This is a genomic window from Aromatoleum toluclasticum ATCC 700605 (assembly GCF_000378245.1).
Classification (GTDB): Bacteria; Pseudomonadota; Gammaproteobacteria; order Burkholderiales; family Rhodocyclaceae; genus Aromatoleum; species Aromatoleum toluclasticum.
In genome coordinates this window covers 218,648-235,639 of the sequence record NZ_KB899499.1, presented here as the reverse complement: position 1 = coordinate 235,639, position 16,992 = coordinate 218,648, and the positions used below count along the sequence as shown (strand labels likewise).

Sequence of the window (16,992 nt, the reverse complement as noted above, 5' to 3'; positions counted from 1 at the left end):
CGATACTAATTGCCCGTGAGGCTTGATCCTATAACCCTGGATCTCAGCGAACTCAACACGCTACACAACAATCACACTCCCCACACACTCTACTTCTCCCCTTTGTGACCCTTTACAGTCTGACGACCATAGCGTCCTGGAACCACTCCTTCCCATCCCGAACAGGACAGTGAAACAGGTCCGCGCCGATGATAGTGCTCTTCGTGAGTGCGAAAGTAGGTCATCGTCAGACTACCCCACGCCAAAAAAGCCGCTCTCCAAACACAGGATGAGCGGCTTTTTTACGCCTACAGATCCGCCGGATAGCGGGTACGTCGCTTCGTTCTGCTAGGATTTCGTGTTGCCCCGCGACGTGGGGCCTGCGATCGCATCTGCTGTCAGGTATCAATCAATGGCTTTAACGGATCAGGCGCAAGCTCTGCTGGACATGGTGTATCGGGTCGGCGCACCCCGGTTTCATGAGCTTACGGTCACACAGGCAAGGCATTCATTCGAAAAGCTGCAGTTCGTGTTCGGCGGCGAGCCGGAGGCTGTCGCTTCTACGCTGGATGTTCCAATGGCGCGCCCTGACGGCAGCGCCCTTCTTGCACGCCTTTATCGTCCGCTTGATGCGGATCCGGCCGTGGCGCTGCCGCTGCTGATTTATTTTCACGGTGGTGGATGGTGTGTCGGCAGCGTGCAAAGCCACGACGCATTGTGCAGGCAGCTTGCGAATCTGGCCGGATGCGCAGTGCTGTCGGTGGATTACAGGCTCGCACCGGAGCATCCATTCCCGGCTGCGGTGGAGGATGCGCTGTTTGCGGTGCAATGGGCGCTGGCGAATGCCGAGCAGTTGACCGTGGATCCGGGGCGGGTTGGTTTGGGCGGCGACAGCGCAGGAGGAAATCTCTCGCTGGTGACGGCGCTTATGCTCCGGGATCTAGGAGTGGCTGATCTTCGCTTCCTCTGTCTTATATATCCCTGCACCGAGATTGAAAGTCGTCGCGTCTCGCGCGATCGCTTCTCGTCCGGCTATTTTCTCGATCGTGAAAGTCTCGTCTGGTTTTTCGAGCGCTATCTCCCGGGCGGGGAAGCGGATGATTGGCGGGCTTCGCCAATGAAGGCTGGCTCGCTTGGTGATTTGCCTCCGATGCTGCTCGTAACGGCGGAGTGCGATCCGTTGACGGACGACAGCGTGGCGTTCGCGGACAGAGTCCGTTCAGAAGGGGGGCGGGTCGAACATCTGGATGTGGATGGCATGGTGCATGGCTTCATTACCTTGGGGAAGTGGTTTCCCGAGGCTCGCACTGTGGTCGAGCAGGTCGCCGTGCGACTGCGGTGCGAGCTCAAGTCCTGCGATGATGCCAGCAACTGAAGGACGGTTTGCCGGTTGAGGTGCTGCTCGCCTTGGTGCGCTCGAGGAGCTGGTGCCGGAGGGGGCGAGCCGTCCTGTTACTCGTTCGGGGCGTCGGCGGGCGCAAGGCGACGTTTGCCGAGCGACGCGGTCCGATGCGACGCCCGGACGGGCCACGCTCGATCCGAAGGCAGCACCCGCGGCAGGAACCCGCCGGAAGCGGGATGCGCGGAATCGTGCCGCTGTGATGTTGGCCGAAAAAGTGCAATGGTCCCCCCGGCGGGAATCGAACCCACATCTAGCGCTTAGGAGGCGCTCGTTCTATCCATTGAACTACAGGGAGGGGGCGCGCAATTCTATCCGGTTGCGCGTCGCGCACCAAGCGCGGCGCGTATGGGGTGTGGACACTCATGGGTCGATCGTATTGTGCGGCTTCGCTTCGACATTGCGCTCGACCGCCATCACGGCTGGTTCGTTGCGCGGCGGAAAGAGGAAATCCCGTGGACGGGTTAGGAAGCGTCGCAGCGTCATCCATACGAGCGTGCGTCCCTGTGCGAAGGTAATCCGGCGCGCACGCATGGCGACATAAAGCGTGAGTGAGAAGCTGACGGCTAGGTTGGTGAGCCCGATCAGCGCGATGCCGCAGGCGGCGAGCGCCGCGGTCTGCCAACCCGGTGCGAAATCGAGGCCTGCGCTGGCGTATCCGACATAGGCGGACGAGAAGGCGATGTGGCGGATATCGAGCGGGAGACCGAACAGCACACCCACTGCGGTGACGCCTCCGAGCAGGAAGCCGAAGAAGAAGTTGCCGGCGAGCGCTCCGAGGTTATTTTCTACGTAGCGGGCGATACGTTCCATGCGCCGGGCACCGAGGATGCGGCGAGGCCAGCGCAGCTGGAGGAGACGCTCCGGAATGCGGGCATAGGCGCAGAGGTTGTCGTAGTAGCCGGAGATGAGACCGGAAAGGAAGAGGCAGATCCCGGCAATTGCGGCGTAGAACACTGCGCCTCCGGCCGGATCGATCTCGTCCAGCAAGGTCAGCGCCTTTTCCGGTGATATGAACGACGCATCGCTGGTAGCGCTGACGATCAGTGCGATCAGCATCGCGGCGGGGATCGCCACTCCGACGTTGCCGATGATTGCAGCGAGCTGGCTGCGCACCGTCCGCGCAATCAGTTCGACCAGATTGTCGAGGTCCCGGGTCTTTCCACGCGTTTCACCGATCGATGCGGCGATCGCGTTGGCTGTCATGGCCGGCTGCTTGGTGGCAACGGTGCCGCCGATGATGTGGATGATGACGAAGCCGATGCCGTAGTTCAGGCAGAAAGTCAGTGCGGACGTAAGCGGGGCATGGCCCAGTTTTGCGAGGACGAGCTTGAAGGCCGACATGCAGGCGATGATCAGTCCACCAAGTGCGGCGGACTGCAGTATGCCGAAGTACTCGCGGCGGGTGGTCGTGATGTAGCGTTCGCCGGTCTTCCCCGCGCTCTCGGTCATGCGCAGCGAGAGCAGCTCCACATTCTTGCCGAGATAGTCCGAGAGGCGGTGCTTGCGGCATTCCGAGCGGACCAGTTCCTTGAAGAGATCGACGATCTCGGGTGCCACGTCCGCGAGCATGCGCCGCCGTCGCAGCCCTGCAAGCAAGCGCAGCAGGCGCCCGATGCGTCGGAGGTGCTGGTGCAGGCGTTCGAGCTTGAAGGTGAGCGTGAGGCTGGTGCCGAGTTTGCCCGCGCGTCGGCGAATGCGCAGCAGGGCGTCCTCGCACTGGTCGAGCATGACCTGAACGTGCCGTTCGTCCTCCACGAGCGTAGTTGGTGTTTCCCACCACTGTGCGTAATTGCGGATGTAGGCGACCAGTTCGGCGTTTTGTGCGAGAAAGGCTGATTCGTGTTCTTCGAGTTCGGGATCGATGCGGATGAATTCTGGGTCGAGGCCGATCGCGCTGGCGTGATAGGACAGCACGCGAAGGGCTTCGAGGATCTCGGCAATCGCGTCGGGCAGGGCGCGGCTGTCGCTTTCCGAGGCCGGCGCCTCGTCGCCAAGGACGGTGCGGATCAGCTCGGACCATAGTTCATCGGAGATGGCGTTGACCCATTCTTCGTCGTCGTTGCGCCAGAAAAGGACGGCGAGGACGTCCTTCATGTACGCGGTGTCGAGGTAGTCGGGCAGCAGCCGTCCGGAGAGCCTTCGTGCCGTTTCGGAGAAGAATCCGGTCGACGGCAGCAGTCCGGATGAAGCGTAGAGCGACACTTGCTTGCGTTCGCGGAACAACCGACGGAATGCCGCGTTCAGGTGCCGGCGCAGGTCGGGACGTGCCTTGAGCGTATCGATGAGCTGCCGTAGCCGGGATTCCGCGCCCGCTGCATCGTTGGCCCTGGGTGGGCGCAGCTGGCCGATGAGGGCCTTCCATTGTGCGAGTTCGTCGCTCTCGGGGTCATCCAGGCGTTCCAGCAGTCGATCCATCCGGTCTCCATTCGTGTTGCCGCGGGCATGCGATGTTGCGGTGCGCAAAAATCGGGCGAGCGGACCATCTTAACAGACCGTTAAAATGCGGATCCTTTACCGCGAGTAACACCCCATGCCGCTCCTTTCCGTCGACAATGCCTGCCTTGCCTATGGTCACGTCGATCTGCTCGACCGCGCCGAGTTTCAACTCGATGCCGGGGAGCGGGTTGCGCTGATCGGCCGCAACGGGTCGGGCAAGTCCAGCCTGTTGAAGGCCCTGGCCGGTCAGGCGATGCTGGATGACGGCACGGTGTGGCGTCAGTCGGGCCTCAAGGTCGCCTACGTGCCGCAGGAAGCGGAGTTCCCCCTCGAGCGCGACGTGTTCGCGACGATTGCGGACGGGCTGGGCGAGGCAGCGCGGCTGCTCGTCGATTATCACGCAGCGATGCATGCCGTGGCCGAGTCTGCGAGCGCGGAGGCGCTGGCCCGGCTCGACGCGCTGCAGCACGAGGTGGATGCGGCCGATGCGTGGCGGCTGAATCAGCGCGTCGACGAGGTCATCGTTCGCCTCGCGCTTCCTGGCGATGCCTTGGTGTCCAGCCTCTCGGGGGGTGGGGTCAAGCGCGTGGCGCTGGCGCGGGCACTGGTTTCCGAGCCGGATCTGTTGTTGCTCGACGAACCCACCAACCATCTGGACCTGGAGGGCATCGTCTGGCTCGAATCGCTGATTCGGGAGTTCCGCGGCGCGGTCGTCGTGATCACGCACGACCGGGTGTTCCTGGACAATGTCGCAACGCGCATCATCGAGCTCGACCGCGGGAAGCTGAGCAGCTACCCCGGGAAATTCGCCGACTACCAGCGGCGCAAGGTCGAGGAGCTGGACGCCGAGGCCAAAGCCAGCGCGCGTTTCGACAAGTTCCTGGCGCAGGAGGAGGTGTGGATACGAAAGGGCGTCGAGGCCCGTCGCACCCGCAATGAAGGGCGCGTGCGACGGCTCGAGGCCTTGCGGCGCGACCGGGCCGCAAGGCGCGACCGTTTCGGGAACGTCAAGCTCGCGGTGGACAAGGGCGAGCAGAGCGGCCAGATGGTCGCGGAGCTGACCGACGTCACCAAGCGTTTCGGCGACCGCGTGGTGGTGCGCGATTTTTCGACGCGCATCATGCGTGGCGACCGCGTCGGCCTGATCGGCCCGAACGGAGCGGGGAAAACCACGCTGCTCAAACTCATCCTTGGCGAAATCGCTCCGGATTCGGGCTCCGTGCGCCGCGGGACCCGCCAGACCGTCGCCTATTTCGACCAGCTGCGCGCCCAGCTCGACCCCGAGCTGCCGCTGACCGAGGTGATCAGCCCGGGATCGGACTTCGTCGACATCGGGGGCGAGCGCAAGCACGTGATCGGCTATCTCGGCGATTTCCTGTTCGCGCCGCAGCGCGCTCGCTCCCCGGTGAAGTCCTTGTCGGGCGGCGAACGCAATCGGCTGCTCCTCGCACGGCTGTTCGCGCGGCCCGCCAACGTGCTGGTGCTGGACGAACCGACCAATGACCTCGATATCGAGACGCTCGACCTCCTCGAGGAGTTGCTCGCGGACTACGACGGTACGCTTTTCCTTGTGAGCCACGATCGGGCCTTCCTGGACAACGTCGTGACCCAGGTGATTGCTGCGGAGGGCGATGGGCGCTGGGGCGAGTATGCGGGCGGTTACGCCGACTGGCAGCGGGTGAAGCAGGCGGCAGCGGAGCGTGAGGCAGGGGAGGCAAGGGCTGCGGCCACGAAGCCGGTTGCGCCGGCTGCACCCAAGTCGGCGGCCGCGAAAGGCGGGAAGCTGTCGTTCAACGAAAAGCGCGAACTGGAAACGCTGCCCGACCGCATTGCCGCCCTCGAGGCAGAGCAGGCAGCGTTGCATGCGAGGATGGCCGATCCGGCGCTTTATCAGCAGGCGCCGCAGGAAGTAGCCCGCATCAAGGGGCGCCTGGATGAACTCGACACGGAAATCGAGAATTCGCTGGTGCGTTGGGAAGCGCTGGAGAGTCGCGCCGGCTAGCGGGCAAGGGCGCCGACGTTGTCGAGCCAAGCCGCCGCGCCAGCGGCGGAGGCGAAGAATACGGCGATGTGATACACCGACCACCAGCGATAACGGGCAGCGAGGCGGTCCGGGGCGAGGTCGGAAACGAGGAACAGCGACTTCGAGGCGGGCTTGCGCACGACGTGCGCTTCCGGGGCGGCGAGGATCTCGTCGCGCAGTTTCGTTACTTCCCGGCGGGCCTGGCTGCGCGCCAGTTCCCATTCGCGGAGATCGATTTCGCCGTCGCCGTCGAGGTCGAATCGTTCGAGCAGGCGCTTGCGGTCGGATTTCCAGTGGTTCAGCATTTCGCGGGTCTGGCGCCCGATGTCCAAATCCGGGGTGACGCTGCCGAGCGTGGCGAAGTCGCCGAGCACGTAGATGCGGTCGTGGTTGATCAGGCACCATTGCGTGTGCCGCGTGTCGCCCTGCGTGTAGGTTTCCTTCCGGCTGACCATCATGTCGGCGCCTTCGGGATCCACGGCGCAGACTCCGCTGCCGTCATCGAGCAGGAAGGATGCGTCGCTCTCGTCCGTGGAGACATGGCGCCATTTGCCGTCGCTCTGCCGGCGTTCAGTCTTCACGCGATACCAGAGCACCGGGAGGCCGTTCACCGGCGACAGCAGCGGCGTTCCGTCGAGGGGGCGGCCGCGGCCGGTGAGCTCGACGTAGCCCTGGGCCGCGGAGGCGATGCGCGAGGTCGGGGTGTCGGAAATCGCGCGTGCCGTGCCGAGCGAGCGCAGCCAGCCGGCGAGTCCGCTTGCTGCGAGAACGCCGATTCCGAGACCCCACCCCTTGCCGGGAGCGGTCTTGAGCATGATCGCGACGGTAATGAACTGCAGCGTCGGCAGCGTGACGTGCGCGATGTCGCGGCGCAGGCGGGTCAGCATATGGCGGTTGGCCGCCCGATCAGGTGCTGAACAGGGCCTTCAGGTCGACGTCGGATTTTTCGGCGCTTGCGAATTCGAGCAGGGGTCTGGGCTCGAACTGGAACATGCGGGCGACGAAGACGTCGGGGAATTGCTCGATGCGGACATTGAGCAGATTGACCGATTCGTTGTACCACTCGCGGCGGTCCGCAATGCCGTTCTCCAGCGCGGTGATGCGCGTCTGCAACTGCATGAAATGTTCGTTGGCGCGCAGCTCGGGATAGGCTTCGGCGACGGCGAAAATCTGGCCGAGTCCGGTTCGCAGCATCCCTTCCGCCTTGCCGAGCGCGGCGACATCCTGATGTTCGCGCGCGCTGGCGACGCGCGCACGCGCTTCGGTGACCCGTTGCAGCGTCTCCTGCTCGAACTGCTTGTATTGCCTGCAGACTTCGACGAGTTTCGGCAGTTCGTCGTGCCTTTGCTTCAACAGGACGTCGATGTTCGCCCATGCCTTGGCAATATTGTGCTTGAGTCGGACGAGACCGTTATAGACTACGATCGCATATAGCAGGGTGATGACCAACGCACCCAGCGCGACAGCAGCGGACATGCTCATAGTTATCTATCTCCCCTTGTTGCCGCAGCATGATATACGCAATTTGCGGCGGGCCTGCGGTGTCTACGGCAAGCGGCCGCCTCAGGTCGCTGGCGGGAAGAAGCGGTGGAACTCCTCGGCGGGGGTGCCAAGGCGCGCGAGCAGCTGCTCCGGGCTCATGTGGATGAGCCTGCCTACCTCCGCAACGTCGTCGGGCAGGGCGTCATTGTCCCAGCCCGTCTGCAGGTGCCGCGCGAGGTCGGCGGCCAGCAGTACGTTGCGCACGCGTGGATTGTCCGCCTGATCCGTATCCATCAGGGTGATGAGCAGTTCGGGCAGCTTCCAGGCACGCACCAGCGCTTCCTGTATCTCCTGCGCCGTGGCGCCGAAGACGGTGCGCTGTGCCTCGCTTCGCCGCAGCCAGCGGTTTGCGCGCTGCATCTCGAATACCCGCAGGGTCATCGCAGGCGCGAAGGTCCAGCACATGATCTCTACGGCGTCGGTCAGGAGCGTCGCCACCGTGATCTCGTCGACGTCGAGGTCGTGGCGGAGAATGGCCCAGTCGCGCGCGAAGTGCGCCGCACGGCGTGCGCGACCTATGGTCTTGAGTACGCCAACCAGTGCCTGCGGATGTGCGGCCAGGCGCTCTTCCACCGTGGTCATGCGGGAAAAGGTTTCGAAGAACGGAGTGAGCCCCATCATCATGACCGCCCGTTCGACGGTCGTGATGTCGCGATTCTGCCTGGAGCCGCGCCGGGCTTGCAGCGTCGTTAGCAGCTTCATCGTCATTAGCGGGTCCGCAAGTACGGCGGCCGCCACGTGCCTGGCGCCGGTCGAATCCTGCTCCCTGAGCATTTCGAATTCCCGGATGGTCTGGCGCAGCACGGGCACATCCTGTGCCGATACGAATTCGACATAGGCGTCGACCGATGCGAGCGGAGTGTCGATGAAGGCCATGAGCGTCGGAACCTGACTGATGGGGGAATTATCGGCAGCGGATCGGTGAAATGAAGGGCGGATGCCATTTGACAGGGTGGCGTGCGGCGATTTGGCTATAATCGCCGCAAAAAGCGCGGTACGGTGTCGCGTCCCGGCGAGAGAGGAGTAGAGCGCAAGTGAGTACACCCTTCAAGGCTTTTCTGATCGGTCAGGACGAGAACAAGAAGGTCGTCAGCGGGATGGCGACTCTCGATGCGACGAATCTGGATGCAGGCGAGGTTCTGATCCGCGTCCATTACTCCAGCATCAACTACAAGGATGCGCTTGCCGCGACCGGCGCCGGCAAGATCATCCGCCGCTTTCCGTGTGTCGGCGGCATCGACATGAGCGGCGAGGTCGTCGAGAGCGCCGACGCGCGCTTCAAGCCCGGCGACAAGGTCATTGCCACCAGTTTCGATATCGGCGTCGCGCATCACGGCGGTTATGCGGAGTACGCCCGCGTACCGGCGGGCTGGGTCGTGCCCCTGCCGCAGGGGCTGGACCTGTTCGAGTCGATGGCGCTGGGCACCGCCGGGTTCACCGCGGCGCTGGGCGTCGTGCGCATGGAGGACAACGGGCTCGCTCCGGCCAACGGTCCGGTCATCGTGACGGGTGCCACCGGCGGCGTCGGCGGCCTGGCGATCGACATGCTGGCGCGGCTCGGCTATCACGTGGTCGCACTTACCGGGAAGGAAGTCGAAACCGACTACCTGAAGATGCTCGGTGCGGCCGAGGTGAAGCTGCGCAGCACGATCGACCTCGACAAGGTGCGTCCGCTCGAGGCCGCCCAGTGGGCCGGCGCCGTCGATAACGTCGGCGGCCAGATCCTGCACTGGGTGCTGGCCACGATGAAGCAGGCCGGCACCGTCGCAAGCATCGGCAATGCAGCGAGCTTCAACCTGAACACGACGGTGTTCCCCTTCATCCTGCGCGGCGTGAGCCTGCTCGGGATCGATTCGGGCTACATCGGCTTCCCGATCCGTCAGCGCGTGTGGGATCGTCTGGCGACCGACCTCAAGCCGCGCCATCTTGCTGCGGTGACCCGCAGCATCACGCTCGACGAGTTGCCGGACGCCTTCGACGCGTACATCAAGGGTGCGATCAAGGGGCGCACGGTTGTGCGGATCGGCGCCTGAAGCAGTAAGGAGAAAATCCCGCCATGAGCGAACAGGAAAATCAGCCGCTGCCCAAGGTGCTGATCGTCGACGACTCGCGCATGGTGCGGGCTTCCATCGTCAAACTGATCCGCGGGCGCTTCGAGTTCCGCGAGGAGGCCGACGGCGAAGCCGGCTGGCAGGCGTTGCTCGTCGACCCGTCGATCCAGCTCGTCCTCTCCGACATCGGCATGCCCCAGCTCGACGGCTATGGGCTGCTCCAGCGTATCCGCAGCTCCAAGCTGTCGCGCATCCAGGAGCTTCCGGTGATCGTCATTTCGGGCGAGGAGGACGATGCCGTGCGCGAACGCGCCCGCCAGCTGGGTGCCAACGATTTCATCACCAAGGGTATCGGTGCGACCGAGCTTCTGGCGCGCCTCGACTCTCTGACGCGTCTTGCACAGACGCGGCGGGAACTGGAGGAGAGCCGGGCCGCACTTGCCAAGCAAAGCCCGGTCGACCCCGTGTCGGGACTCGTCACCGAGTCCTACATGAACTGGCGCGGCGAACAGGAACTGGCGCTGGCCCGCCGGCATCAGGCCGATCTCAGCGCGATGCTCGTGGAAATCGATCGCTACGACCAGCTGATCACGACCTACGGTGCCCACGTGGCCCAGCTCGTCGGGCGCAAACTGTCGGGTATTCTTTCGACGCGGGTGCGCAAGGAGGATACGGTCACGCAGATCGCGCCCTCACAGTTCGTCGTGTTGTCGCCCAGCACCGATCTCGGGGGGATCTGTGCATTCGCATTGCGCATGCAGCAGGCGATGGAAAAGCTGGTGATGACCTACCGCGAGGACCGCATCCGCATCAACGTGACGATTGGCGTCGCAAGCTCGTCCGTCGATGAGGCGCAAAGCGTCAGCGAGCTGATCGGTATGGCCGTGAAGCGTGCTCAGGCGGGACGTCAGGCCGGCGGCAATCGCGTGGTGGGCGATCAGGGCGAGGTCACGCAGCAATCGGTCGATCAACTGCTCAGGCAGGTCGTGAGCATCGACCAGCTGCTCGGCCAGATCCGCGCCGGAGAAGGTGCCGAGCTCGACGCGCAGCTGCCGGCGGCGGTCGCGGCGCTGATGCCGCTGCTGCAGCTGATCGAGTCGCGCCTCGGCTGCGGGATTCCGCTGGACCGCCTTAATAACTACAATTCCGCCTCCGGGGTTGCTGCGCAAGGCTCGCAGAAGGCCTGAGCGGCTGCCCCGGCAACAATAACAACAAAGCTGTGAAAGGTGGCGCCGCTGTCTCTTGGAGGAAAGGGGCCGGCGGCGCCGGAACGCGTATCTAAAGCAAGCAGTGCAGGGATCAAAGTAGGGAGAGGAAGCTTATGACCACGTACAACGAATTTCACCGCCGTTCCATCGAAAAACGCGACGAGTTCTGGGCCGAACAGGCCGGGCTCATCGACTGGAACAAGCCTGCGGACCAGATCTGCGACTTTTCCAAGCCGCCGTTCGTGAAGTGGTTCAAGGGCGGTGAAACCAACCTGTGCTTCAACGCAGTGGACCGCCATGCCGCGAAGCGGCCGAACGACCGCGCGCTGATCTACGTTTCGACTGAAACCGACGAAGAGAAGGTCTATTCGTTCGCCGAACTACAGCGCGAAGTCGAGCGCATGGCGGCGATCTACCAGGACCTCGGCGTCAAGAAGGGCGATCGCGTCCTGATCTACATGCCGATGATCGCCGAGGCGGCGTTCGCGATGCTCGCCTGCGCACGCATCGGTGCGATCCACTCCGTCGTGTTCGGCGGTTTTGCCGCCGGTTCGCTGGCGACCCGCATCGATGATGCGAAGCCCGTGCTGATGGTGAGTTCCGACGCCGGCATGCGCAACGGCAAGCCGGTGCCGTACAAGCACCTCGTCGACGAGGCCTGCAAGCTGGCCGAGTTCCCGCCGCAGAAGGTCCTGATCGTCGATCGCGGCCTGGACAAGGGCTTCCCGAAGGTTGCCGACCGTGACGTCGACTACGGTGAGCTGCGCGCCAGGCACATGGACGCGAAGGTTCCGGTGACCTGGCTGGAATCGTCTGAGCCGAGCTACATCCTCTACACGTCGGGCACGACCGGCAAGCCGAAGGGTGTGCAGCGCGACACCGGCGGCTACGCTGTGGCCCTGACTGCGTCGATGAAGCATATCTTCACCGGTGACGCCGGCGAGACGATGTTTTCGACGTCCGACATCGGCTGGGTCGTGGGCCACAGCTACATCATCTACGGCCCGCTGCTCGCCGGCATGGCCACGATCATGTACGAAGGCACACCGCTGCGCCCGGACGCCGGCATCTGGTGGCAGATCGTCGAGAAGTACAAGGTCACGGTGATGTTCTCGGCGCCGACCGCCGTGCGCGTGCTGAAAAAGCAGGACCCGGCCTTCCTCAAGAAGTACGACCTGTCCTCGCTCAAGCACCTGTTCCTCGCCGGCGAGCCGCTCGACGAGACCAGCCACAAGTGGATCATGGACGAGCTGGGCATCCCGGTCATCGACAACTACTGGCAGACCGAGACCGGCTGGCCGATGCTGGCGATCTGCCGCGGCGTCGAGCAGAGCGCGATCAAGCTGGGCTCGCCCGCCTTTCCCGTGTTCGGCTACGACCTGCGCATCTTCCGCGAGGACGGCAGCGAGTGCGGCGCGAACGAGAAGGGCATCGTCGGCATCGTCCCGCCGCTGCCGCCGGGCTGCCTGTCCACCGTGTGGGGGCAGGACGACCGCTTCGTGTCGACCTACTTCAGCACCTTCGCCGATCCCGTGATCTACTCGTCGTCGGACTGGGGCATCAAGGATGAAAACGGCTACCACACGATCCTCGGCCGCATGGACGACGTGATCAACGTGGCCGGCCATCGCCTCGGCACCCGCGAGATCGAGGAGGCGATCCAGGCACATACTGCGATCGCCGAAGTCGCGGTCGTCGGCGTGGCCGACCAGCTGAAGGGACAGATGCCGATGGCCTTCGCAGTGGTGAAGGATCCCTCGCGCGTCGAAACGACCGAGAAGCGTGCCGAACTCGAGAAGGAAGTGATGAAGACGGTGGACAACCTCCTCGGCGCAATCGCCCGTCCGGCGCGCGTGCACTTCATCTCGGGCCTGCCGAAGACGCGTTCGGGCAAGATGCTGCGCCGTTCCATCCAGGCGCTGGCGGAAGGCCGTGACGCCGGCGATTTGACGACGATCGACGATCCGAGCACGCTGGATCAGATCAAGGCCGCCCTGGCAGGCTAAGGTCGAACGTCGGGAGACTGATGGGAACCGCGCCTCAAGGCGCGGTTTTTTTTGGTGCGCCCAGTGGAGGGATTCCGGGGGGGGGATCCGTCGCGCGTGCTCATGCGTGGCGGGTGGTAGCCCCCTTTTTTGTGTATGCGGCCAGGATTTCATTGCGAATCGTGGACCACATTGGCTTCACCATGAAACGCATGCCCTTGATTATGCTCTGGACGTTCATCATCGATGGAATGCGGATTCCGCGGTGCTCGACTGCGCCACCGATCTGGCGGACGTCTACGCCGAGTCGTGCCAGATGGACCGCAAGACGTGGCTCGGTCAGCATGAACACGGTCTCGATGCCTTGGCGTTCGGCAAGGGCGAGGGCTCCCAGGTAGAGGCCGATCGGAATATAGGGGAAGCGCGGCTGATTGTTCGTGCCGAAATCCTCGTCGTGAATCAGCGGACTGGCGCGCGATTCGCCGCGTCGGCGTCGGTAACCGGCGCGCACCGCCAGTCGCGAGACCTCGGCGATCGTTTCGCGGGGCAGGCGGGCGGGATCGACAATGGACCGGTCCAGCGTCGCGGCGCAGGTGTGCTCGAAGGGAAGCGGGCAGGAGCGTTCTTCCGGTTTCGTCAGCACGAGGCGCGTGCAGCCGACCAGCTTCATCGGCTCGGAACTGGTGCGCAGCAGGCAATGCTCGCTGTGTGCGTCATATTCGTCGCTTTCGAGACGGTCGGGTCGCACCGGTTCGTATCCGAGATCCTCGCAATACACCTCATGGCGGATCCGATAGACGTCGTCGCGCAGCGCGTCGTCGATCGCGGGGTGGATCTGGAAGTACTTCCGGAATCCGTGGCCGAGGTTGAAACGTTCGAACAGCAGCAACGCCAGTCTCCTTGTATTGTCGGTTATGTGGGCGGATCTCGAGGCCCGGTCCGGATGGCGATCCCGTGTTTTTCCCGGCTGATCTTCGTGCAGCGTTCTTTTCGACAATCATAGTCCAAGTGCTTCAGATACTCTTCTTCCACGAGGCATGCCAGAATCCGACGTTTGGTTTGCGGGCGCCCGTTTCCGGTGCATGGTGAAATGGCGGCGCAGTGAGGACTCTGGGTGAGCACGATATTCGATTACGATGCAGCGTTCGCGCGCAACATCGGCTGGGTGACTGCCGCGGAACAGTCCGCGCTGCGCTGCAAGCGCATCGCGATCGCCGGAATGGGCGGCGTTGGCGGCGTCCACCTGCTGACCCTTGCGCGTCTTGGCATCGGTGCATTCAACATTGCCGACTTCGATTCATTCGATCTCGTGAACTTCAATCGCCAGGCGGGCGCGATGATGTCCTCGGCCGGGCGCGCGAAAGTGGATGTGCTGGCCGAGATGGCCCTCGACATCAATCCGGGCTTGGACCTGCGCCGATTTTCCGCCGGGGTGTCGAGCGACAATCTGGACGCCTTCCTGGAGGATGTCGATCTCTACGTCGACGGGCTGGATTTCTTTGCATTCGACGCCCGGCGAGCAGCGTTTGCCGCATGCCATCGACTGGGCATTCCCGCGATCACCGCGGCGCCGCTCGGAATGGGGGCTGCGATGGTTGCCTTCCTGCCGGGGGGGACGAGTTTCGAGGAGTATTTCCGTCTGGACGGCTGCGACGAGGAGGAGATGGCGATCCGCTTCCTGCTGGGCCTGTCGCCGGCGATGCTCCAGCGGGCCTATCTTGCCGACCCCGCGCAGGTCGATCTCGCGGCGCGGCGCGGGCCTTCGACGATCATCGCATGCCAGCTATGCGCCGGTGCCGCGGCTGCGGAGTCGCTGAAGATCCTCCTTGGGCGGGGGGCTGTGCTGGCCGCGCCGTGGGGCTGGCAGTTCGACGCCTACAGGAATCGCATGGTCCGCACCTGGCGTCCAGGCGGCAACCGCAATCCGCTGCAGTGCCTCGGACTGTGGGTGGCCCGCCGGCAGTTGCGCCGCATGCGCCAACCGGGAGCGGGCCGTGCCTGAGCGCGAAGTGCTGCTGAAAATCCTCGATCTTGCACGTTGGGCGCCCAGTGGCGACAACACGCAGCCGTGGCGCTTCGAGCTAGCGGGTGATGATCGCATACTGGTACATGGTCATGACACGCGGGAATGGTGTGTCTACGACTTCCGCGGCCATGCGAGCCACATCGCGCATGGCGCCTTGCTCGAAACCCTGAGAATTGCCGCCAGCGGCCACGGATACGATGCGAGCTGGCGTCTGCTGCCGGAATCCCCTGATTCGTCGCCCGTGTATGAAGTCGGTTTCACACGGTCGGAGCGGCCGTCCGACCCGCTGTTTCGGTACATCGAAAACAGGGTCGTGCAGAGAAGGCCGATGCGCACGCGGCCGCTGTCCGGCGAAGAGATGCGTGCGCTCGCTGCGGCAGCCGGCAGCGACTACCGGGTTCAGTTCTTCGGCTCGCTCGCGGAGCGCCTCGCGGTTGCTCGCCTCCTGTGGAAGAGTGCTTACATCCGCCTGACTTGCCCGGAAGCCTACAAGGTCCATCGCCGGATCATCGAGTGGGGCGCGCGCTTCAGCGACGACCGCATTCCCGAACAGGCAGTGGGCGTGGATTTCCTGACCGCCCGGCTGATGCAGTGGGTGCTGGGAAGCTGGCGGCGGGTCCTGTTCTTCAATCGCTATCTGGCCGGCACGGTGCTGCCGCGCCTGCAGCTCGATTTGCTGCCCGGCGTCCGCTGCGCGGCGCATGTCGCGTTGCGCCCACGCAAGAGCCTCCACTCGCATCTCGATTACGTCCATGCGGGCGTTGCCTTGCAGCGCCTGTGGCTCACGGCCACCTCGCTCGGCCTGCATCTGCAGCCGCAGATGACGCCGGTGATCTTCCGCTGGTATTGCCGCGCGGGGGCCTCCCTGTCGGCGTCGGCCGCCCTGGACGGGCGAGTCCGAGACCTTGCGCGGCAGTTCGAGACGCTCGCGGACATGCAGGAGGACGAGCCGCTGTGCTTCTTCTGCCGTGTCGGCGAGTCGTCCGCACCGAAGTCCCGTTCCCTGCGCAAGACCGTGCGGGATCTGCTTACCGATGGCGGTCGCTGATACCGCAAGCCAGGATGTGTATTGGCAACCGAGGTGTGGGGCATGATGGCATTGAATACTGCGCTGGTCCTGTTGACGGTCGTGCTGGGGCTGTTGCCGTTCGTGTTTACGCTCCGGATGCAGCGTTATCCCGATGGTGTGCGGGAAGGTGCGAACGCGCCGGCTCCGCTCCGCCCGGTATTCCTCGTGCTGCCGTGCAAGGGCATAGACCCGGGATTCCGGGACAACATCGACGCGTGGTTCATGCAGGACTGCCCCGACCTGCATCTCGTATTTGCCGTCGCAACCGCGGACGATCCGGCCTATGCCGAATTGCGGCAGCTGCTCGGGCGACATGAGCGTGCGGGAGCGCGCCACGGTGCGACGATCGTGGTGGCCGGCATCGACGACCGGCGTGCGCAGAAACTCACGAATCAGCTCGCCGCCGTGCGCAGCGTGGATGCCGCGGCGGGCGTGCTGGTGTTCGCCGATTCGGATATCCGCCCGGATCCGGGTTTCGTGTCCCGGCTCATCGCGCCGCTGGGAGAGCGCGGCGTCGGCGCGACCACGGGCTTTCGCTGGTACCTGCCGCCGCAGCCTACCCTCGGTGCGATGCTGCGGAGCACATGGAATGCGGGCGCGCTCCCCTTCCTGTGCGATCCGGCACACAACTTTGCCTGGGGGGGCGCGATGGCCATATCGGGCGAGGTCTTCAAGCGGGCGGCGGTGGACAAGGCGTGGGACCGCGCAGTTTCCGACGATTTCCCGTTTACGCTGGCGGTGCGCCGGCTGGGTCTGGAGCTGCGTTTCGTCACCTCATGCATCGCGATTTCGCACGAAGGCTCGACGCTGCGCGAAACGCTCGAGTTCACCAACCGGCAGAGCATCATCTCAAGGGTGTATTTCCCCTTCCTGTGGTGGTCTGCGGCCCTCGTGCACTCGTTCGCGAACCTTCTGCCGCTGTATGGTTTCGGCTGTGCCGCGACCTATGCGCTGGGCGGCGATCCGGTGTGGCTCGTCGGGGCGGGTTGCCTGGTGCTGGTGCCGCTGAGCCTTGCGAATGCGTCACTGCTGCTGGGCAATGTGAAGAGACTGCTGCCGGGGATCGCGGGCGATCTCGAGCGCCTGCGGTGGCGATACGTGCTGTGCGCACCGATCGCCTCGCTGCTGAGCCTGGTCAATACGCTCTACTCGGCGACCACGCGGCGCATCACGTGGCGGGGGATTTCGTACGAACTGCGTTCACCGACGGACACCGTCGTGCTGAAGCATACGGGCTAGGCGGACGTCCGGGCCGAGCCGGATCGGCGCGC

General features: G+C 64.3%; 13 protein-coding genes, 1 tRNA gene and 1 rRNA gene. 9 read left to right on the top strand and 6 right to left on the bottom strand.

Going from position 1 to position 16,992, the window contains the following annotated elements:
- The first annotated feature begins 118 nt into the window (after positions 1 to 118).
- Positions 119 to 232 (top strand): 5S ribosomal RNA (gene rrf, locus F464_RS0116525).
- A gap of 159 nt (positions 233 to 391) precedes the next feature.
- Positions 392 to 1,354, top strand: coding sequence for an alpha/beta hydrolase (locus F464_RS28830; protein WP_018990951.1), 963 nt, complete (start codon positions 392 to 394; stop codon positions 1,352 to 1,354).
- A gap of 247 nt (positions 1,355 to 1,601) precedes the next feature.
- Here the strand turns inward: F464_RS28830 and F464_RS0116515 are convergent.
- Together F464_RS0116515 and F464_RS0116510 are read right to left on the bottom strand one after the other, a co-directional pair.
- Positions 1,602 to 1,676: transfer RNA gene (locus tag F464_RS0116515), tRNA-Arg, on the bottom strand.
- A gap of 65 nt (positions 1,677 to 1,741) precedes the next feature.
- Positions 1,742 to 3,796 (bottom strand): site-specific recombinase, encoded by a 2,055-nt coding sequence (locus F464_RS0116510; RefSeq protein ID WP_018990950.1) that lies wholly within the window; start codon positions 3,794 to 3,796, stop codon positions 1,742 to 1,744.
- Positions 3,797 to 3,911: 115 nt separating this feature from the next.
- Here F464_RS0116510 and F464_RS0116505 point away from each other — a divergent pair, with 115 nt between their 5' ends.
- On the top strand, positions 3,912 to 5,819 hold the full coding sequence (locus F464_RS0116505) for an ATP-binding cassette domain-containing protein (protein ID WP_018990949.1): 1,908 nt from the start codon (positions 3,912 to 3,914) through the stop codon (positions 5,817 to 5,819).
- On the opposite strand, the gene F464_RS0116500 is transcribed toward F464_RS0116505, so the two are convergent.
- The 3 genes from F464_RS0116500 to F464_RS0116490 all read right to left on the bottom strand — a co-directional run bounded on the left by F464_RS0116500 (position 5,816) and on the right by F464_RS0116490 (position 8,258).
- Positions 5,816 to 6,727 (bottom strand): hypothetical protein, encoded by a 912-nt coding sequence (locus F464_RS0116500; RefSeq protein WP_018990948.1) that lies wholly within the window; start codon positions 6,725 to 6,727, stop codon positions 5,816 to 5,818. The two genes, F464_RS0116505 and F464_RS0116500, sit on opposite strands and share 4 nt — an antisense overlap.
- Positions 6,728 to 6,746: 19 nt before the next feature.
- Positions 6,747 to 7,322: a LemA family protein gene (locus F464_RS0116495; RefSeq protein WP_018990947.1), complete on the bottom strand. Its 576-nt coding sequence runs from the start codon at positions 7,320 to 7,322 to the stop codon at positions 6,747 to 6,749.
- A gap of 81 nt (positions 7,323 to 7,403) precedes the next feature.
- A complete protein-coding gene (locus tag F464_RS0116490; protein WP_018990946.1) occupies positions 7,404 to 8,258 on the bottom strand; it encodes an HDOD domain-containing protein in 855 nt (284 codons plus the stop codon).
- Between the two features lie 158 nt (positions 8,259 to 8,416).
- On the opposite strand from F464_RS0116490, the gene F464_RS0116485 reads away from it, so the two are divergent.
- The 3 genes from F464_RS0116485 (at position 8,417) to F464_RS0116475 (ending at position 12,647) form a co-directional block, all read left to right on the top strand.
- Positions 8,417 to 9,415 (top strand): oxidoreductase, encoded by a 999-nt coding sequence (locus F464_RS0116485; protein ID WP_018990945.1) that lies wholly within the window; start codon positions 8,417 to 8,419, stop codon positions 9,413 to 9,415.
- A gap of 23 nt (positions 9,416 to 9,438) precedes the next feature.
- Positions 9,439 to 10,620 carry a GGDEF domain-containing response regulator gene (locus tag F464_RS0116480; RefSeq protein ID WP_018990944.1) on the top strand — a complete coding sequence of 394 codons (1,182 nt, stop codon included), beginning with the start codon at positions 9,439 to 9,441 and terminating at the stop codon, positions 10,618 to 10,620.
- Positions 10,621 to 10,754: 134 nt separating this feature from the next.
- Positions 10,755 to 12,647, top strand: a complete 1,893-nt coding sequence (locus F464_RS0116475; protein WP_018990943.1) for a propionate--CoA ligase — start codon at positions 10,755 to 10,757, stop codon at positions 12,645 to 12,647.
- A gap of 100 nt (positions 12,648 to 12,747) precedes the next feature.
- Here the strand turns inward: F464_RS0116475 and F464_RS0116470 are convergent, their stop codons facing one another.
- Positions 12,748 to 13,515, bottom strand: coding sequence for a PEP-CTERM/exosortase system-associated acyltransferase (locus tag F464_RS0116470; RefSeq protein ID WP_018990942.1), 768 nt, complete (start codon positions 13,513 to 13,515; stop codon positions 12,748 to 12,750).
- A gap of 225 nt (positions 13,516 to 13,740) precedes the next feature.
- Between F464_RS0116470 and F464_RS0116465 the strand changes: the two genes are divergently transcribed.
- From F464_RS0116465 to F464_RS0116455, 3 genes are read left to right on the top strand one after another with little or no spacing between them, the layout of a single operon-like run.
- On the top strand, positions 13,741 to 14,628 hold the full coding sequence (locus F464_RS0116465; protein ID WP_018990941.1) for a ThiF family adenylyltransferase: 888 nt from the start codon (positions 13,741 to 13,743) through the stop codon (positions 14,626 to 14,628).
- Entirely contained in the window at positions 14,621 to 15,700 is a 1,080-nt protein-coding gene (locus F464_RS0116460) for a nitroreductase family protein (protein WP_018990940.1), read from the top strand. The genes F464_RS0116465 and F464_RS0116460 overlap by 8 nt, the downstream gene beginning before the upstream one ends.
- A 42-nt stretch (positions 15,701 to 15,742) precedes the next feature.
- On the top strand, positions 15,743 to 16,960 hold the full coding sequence (locus tag F464_RS0116455) for a glycosyltransferase (protein ID WP_018990939.1): 1,218 nt from the start codon (positions 15,743 to 15,745) through the stop codon (positions 16,958 to 16,960).
- Positions 16,961 to 16,992 lie beyond the last annotated feature (32 nt).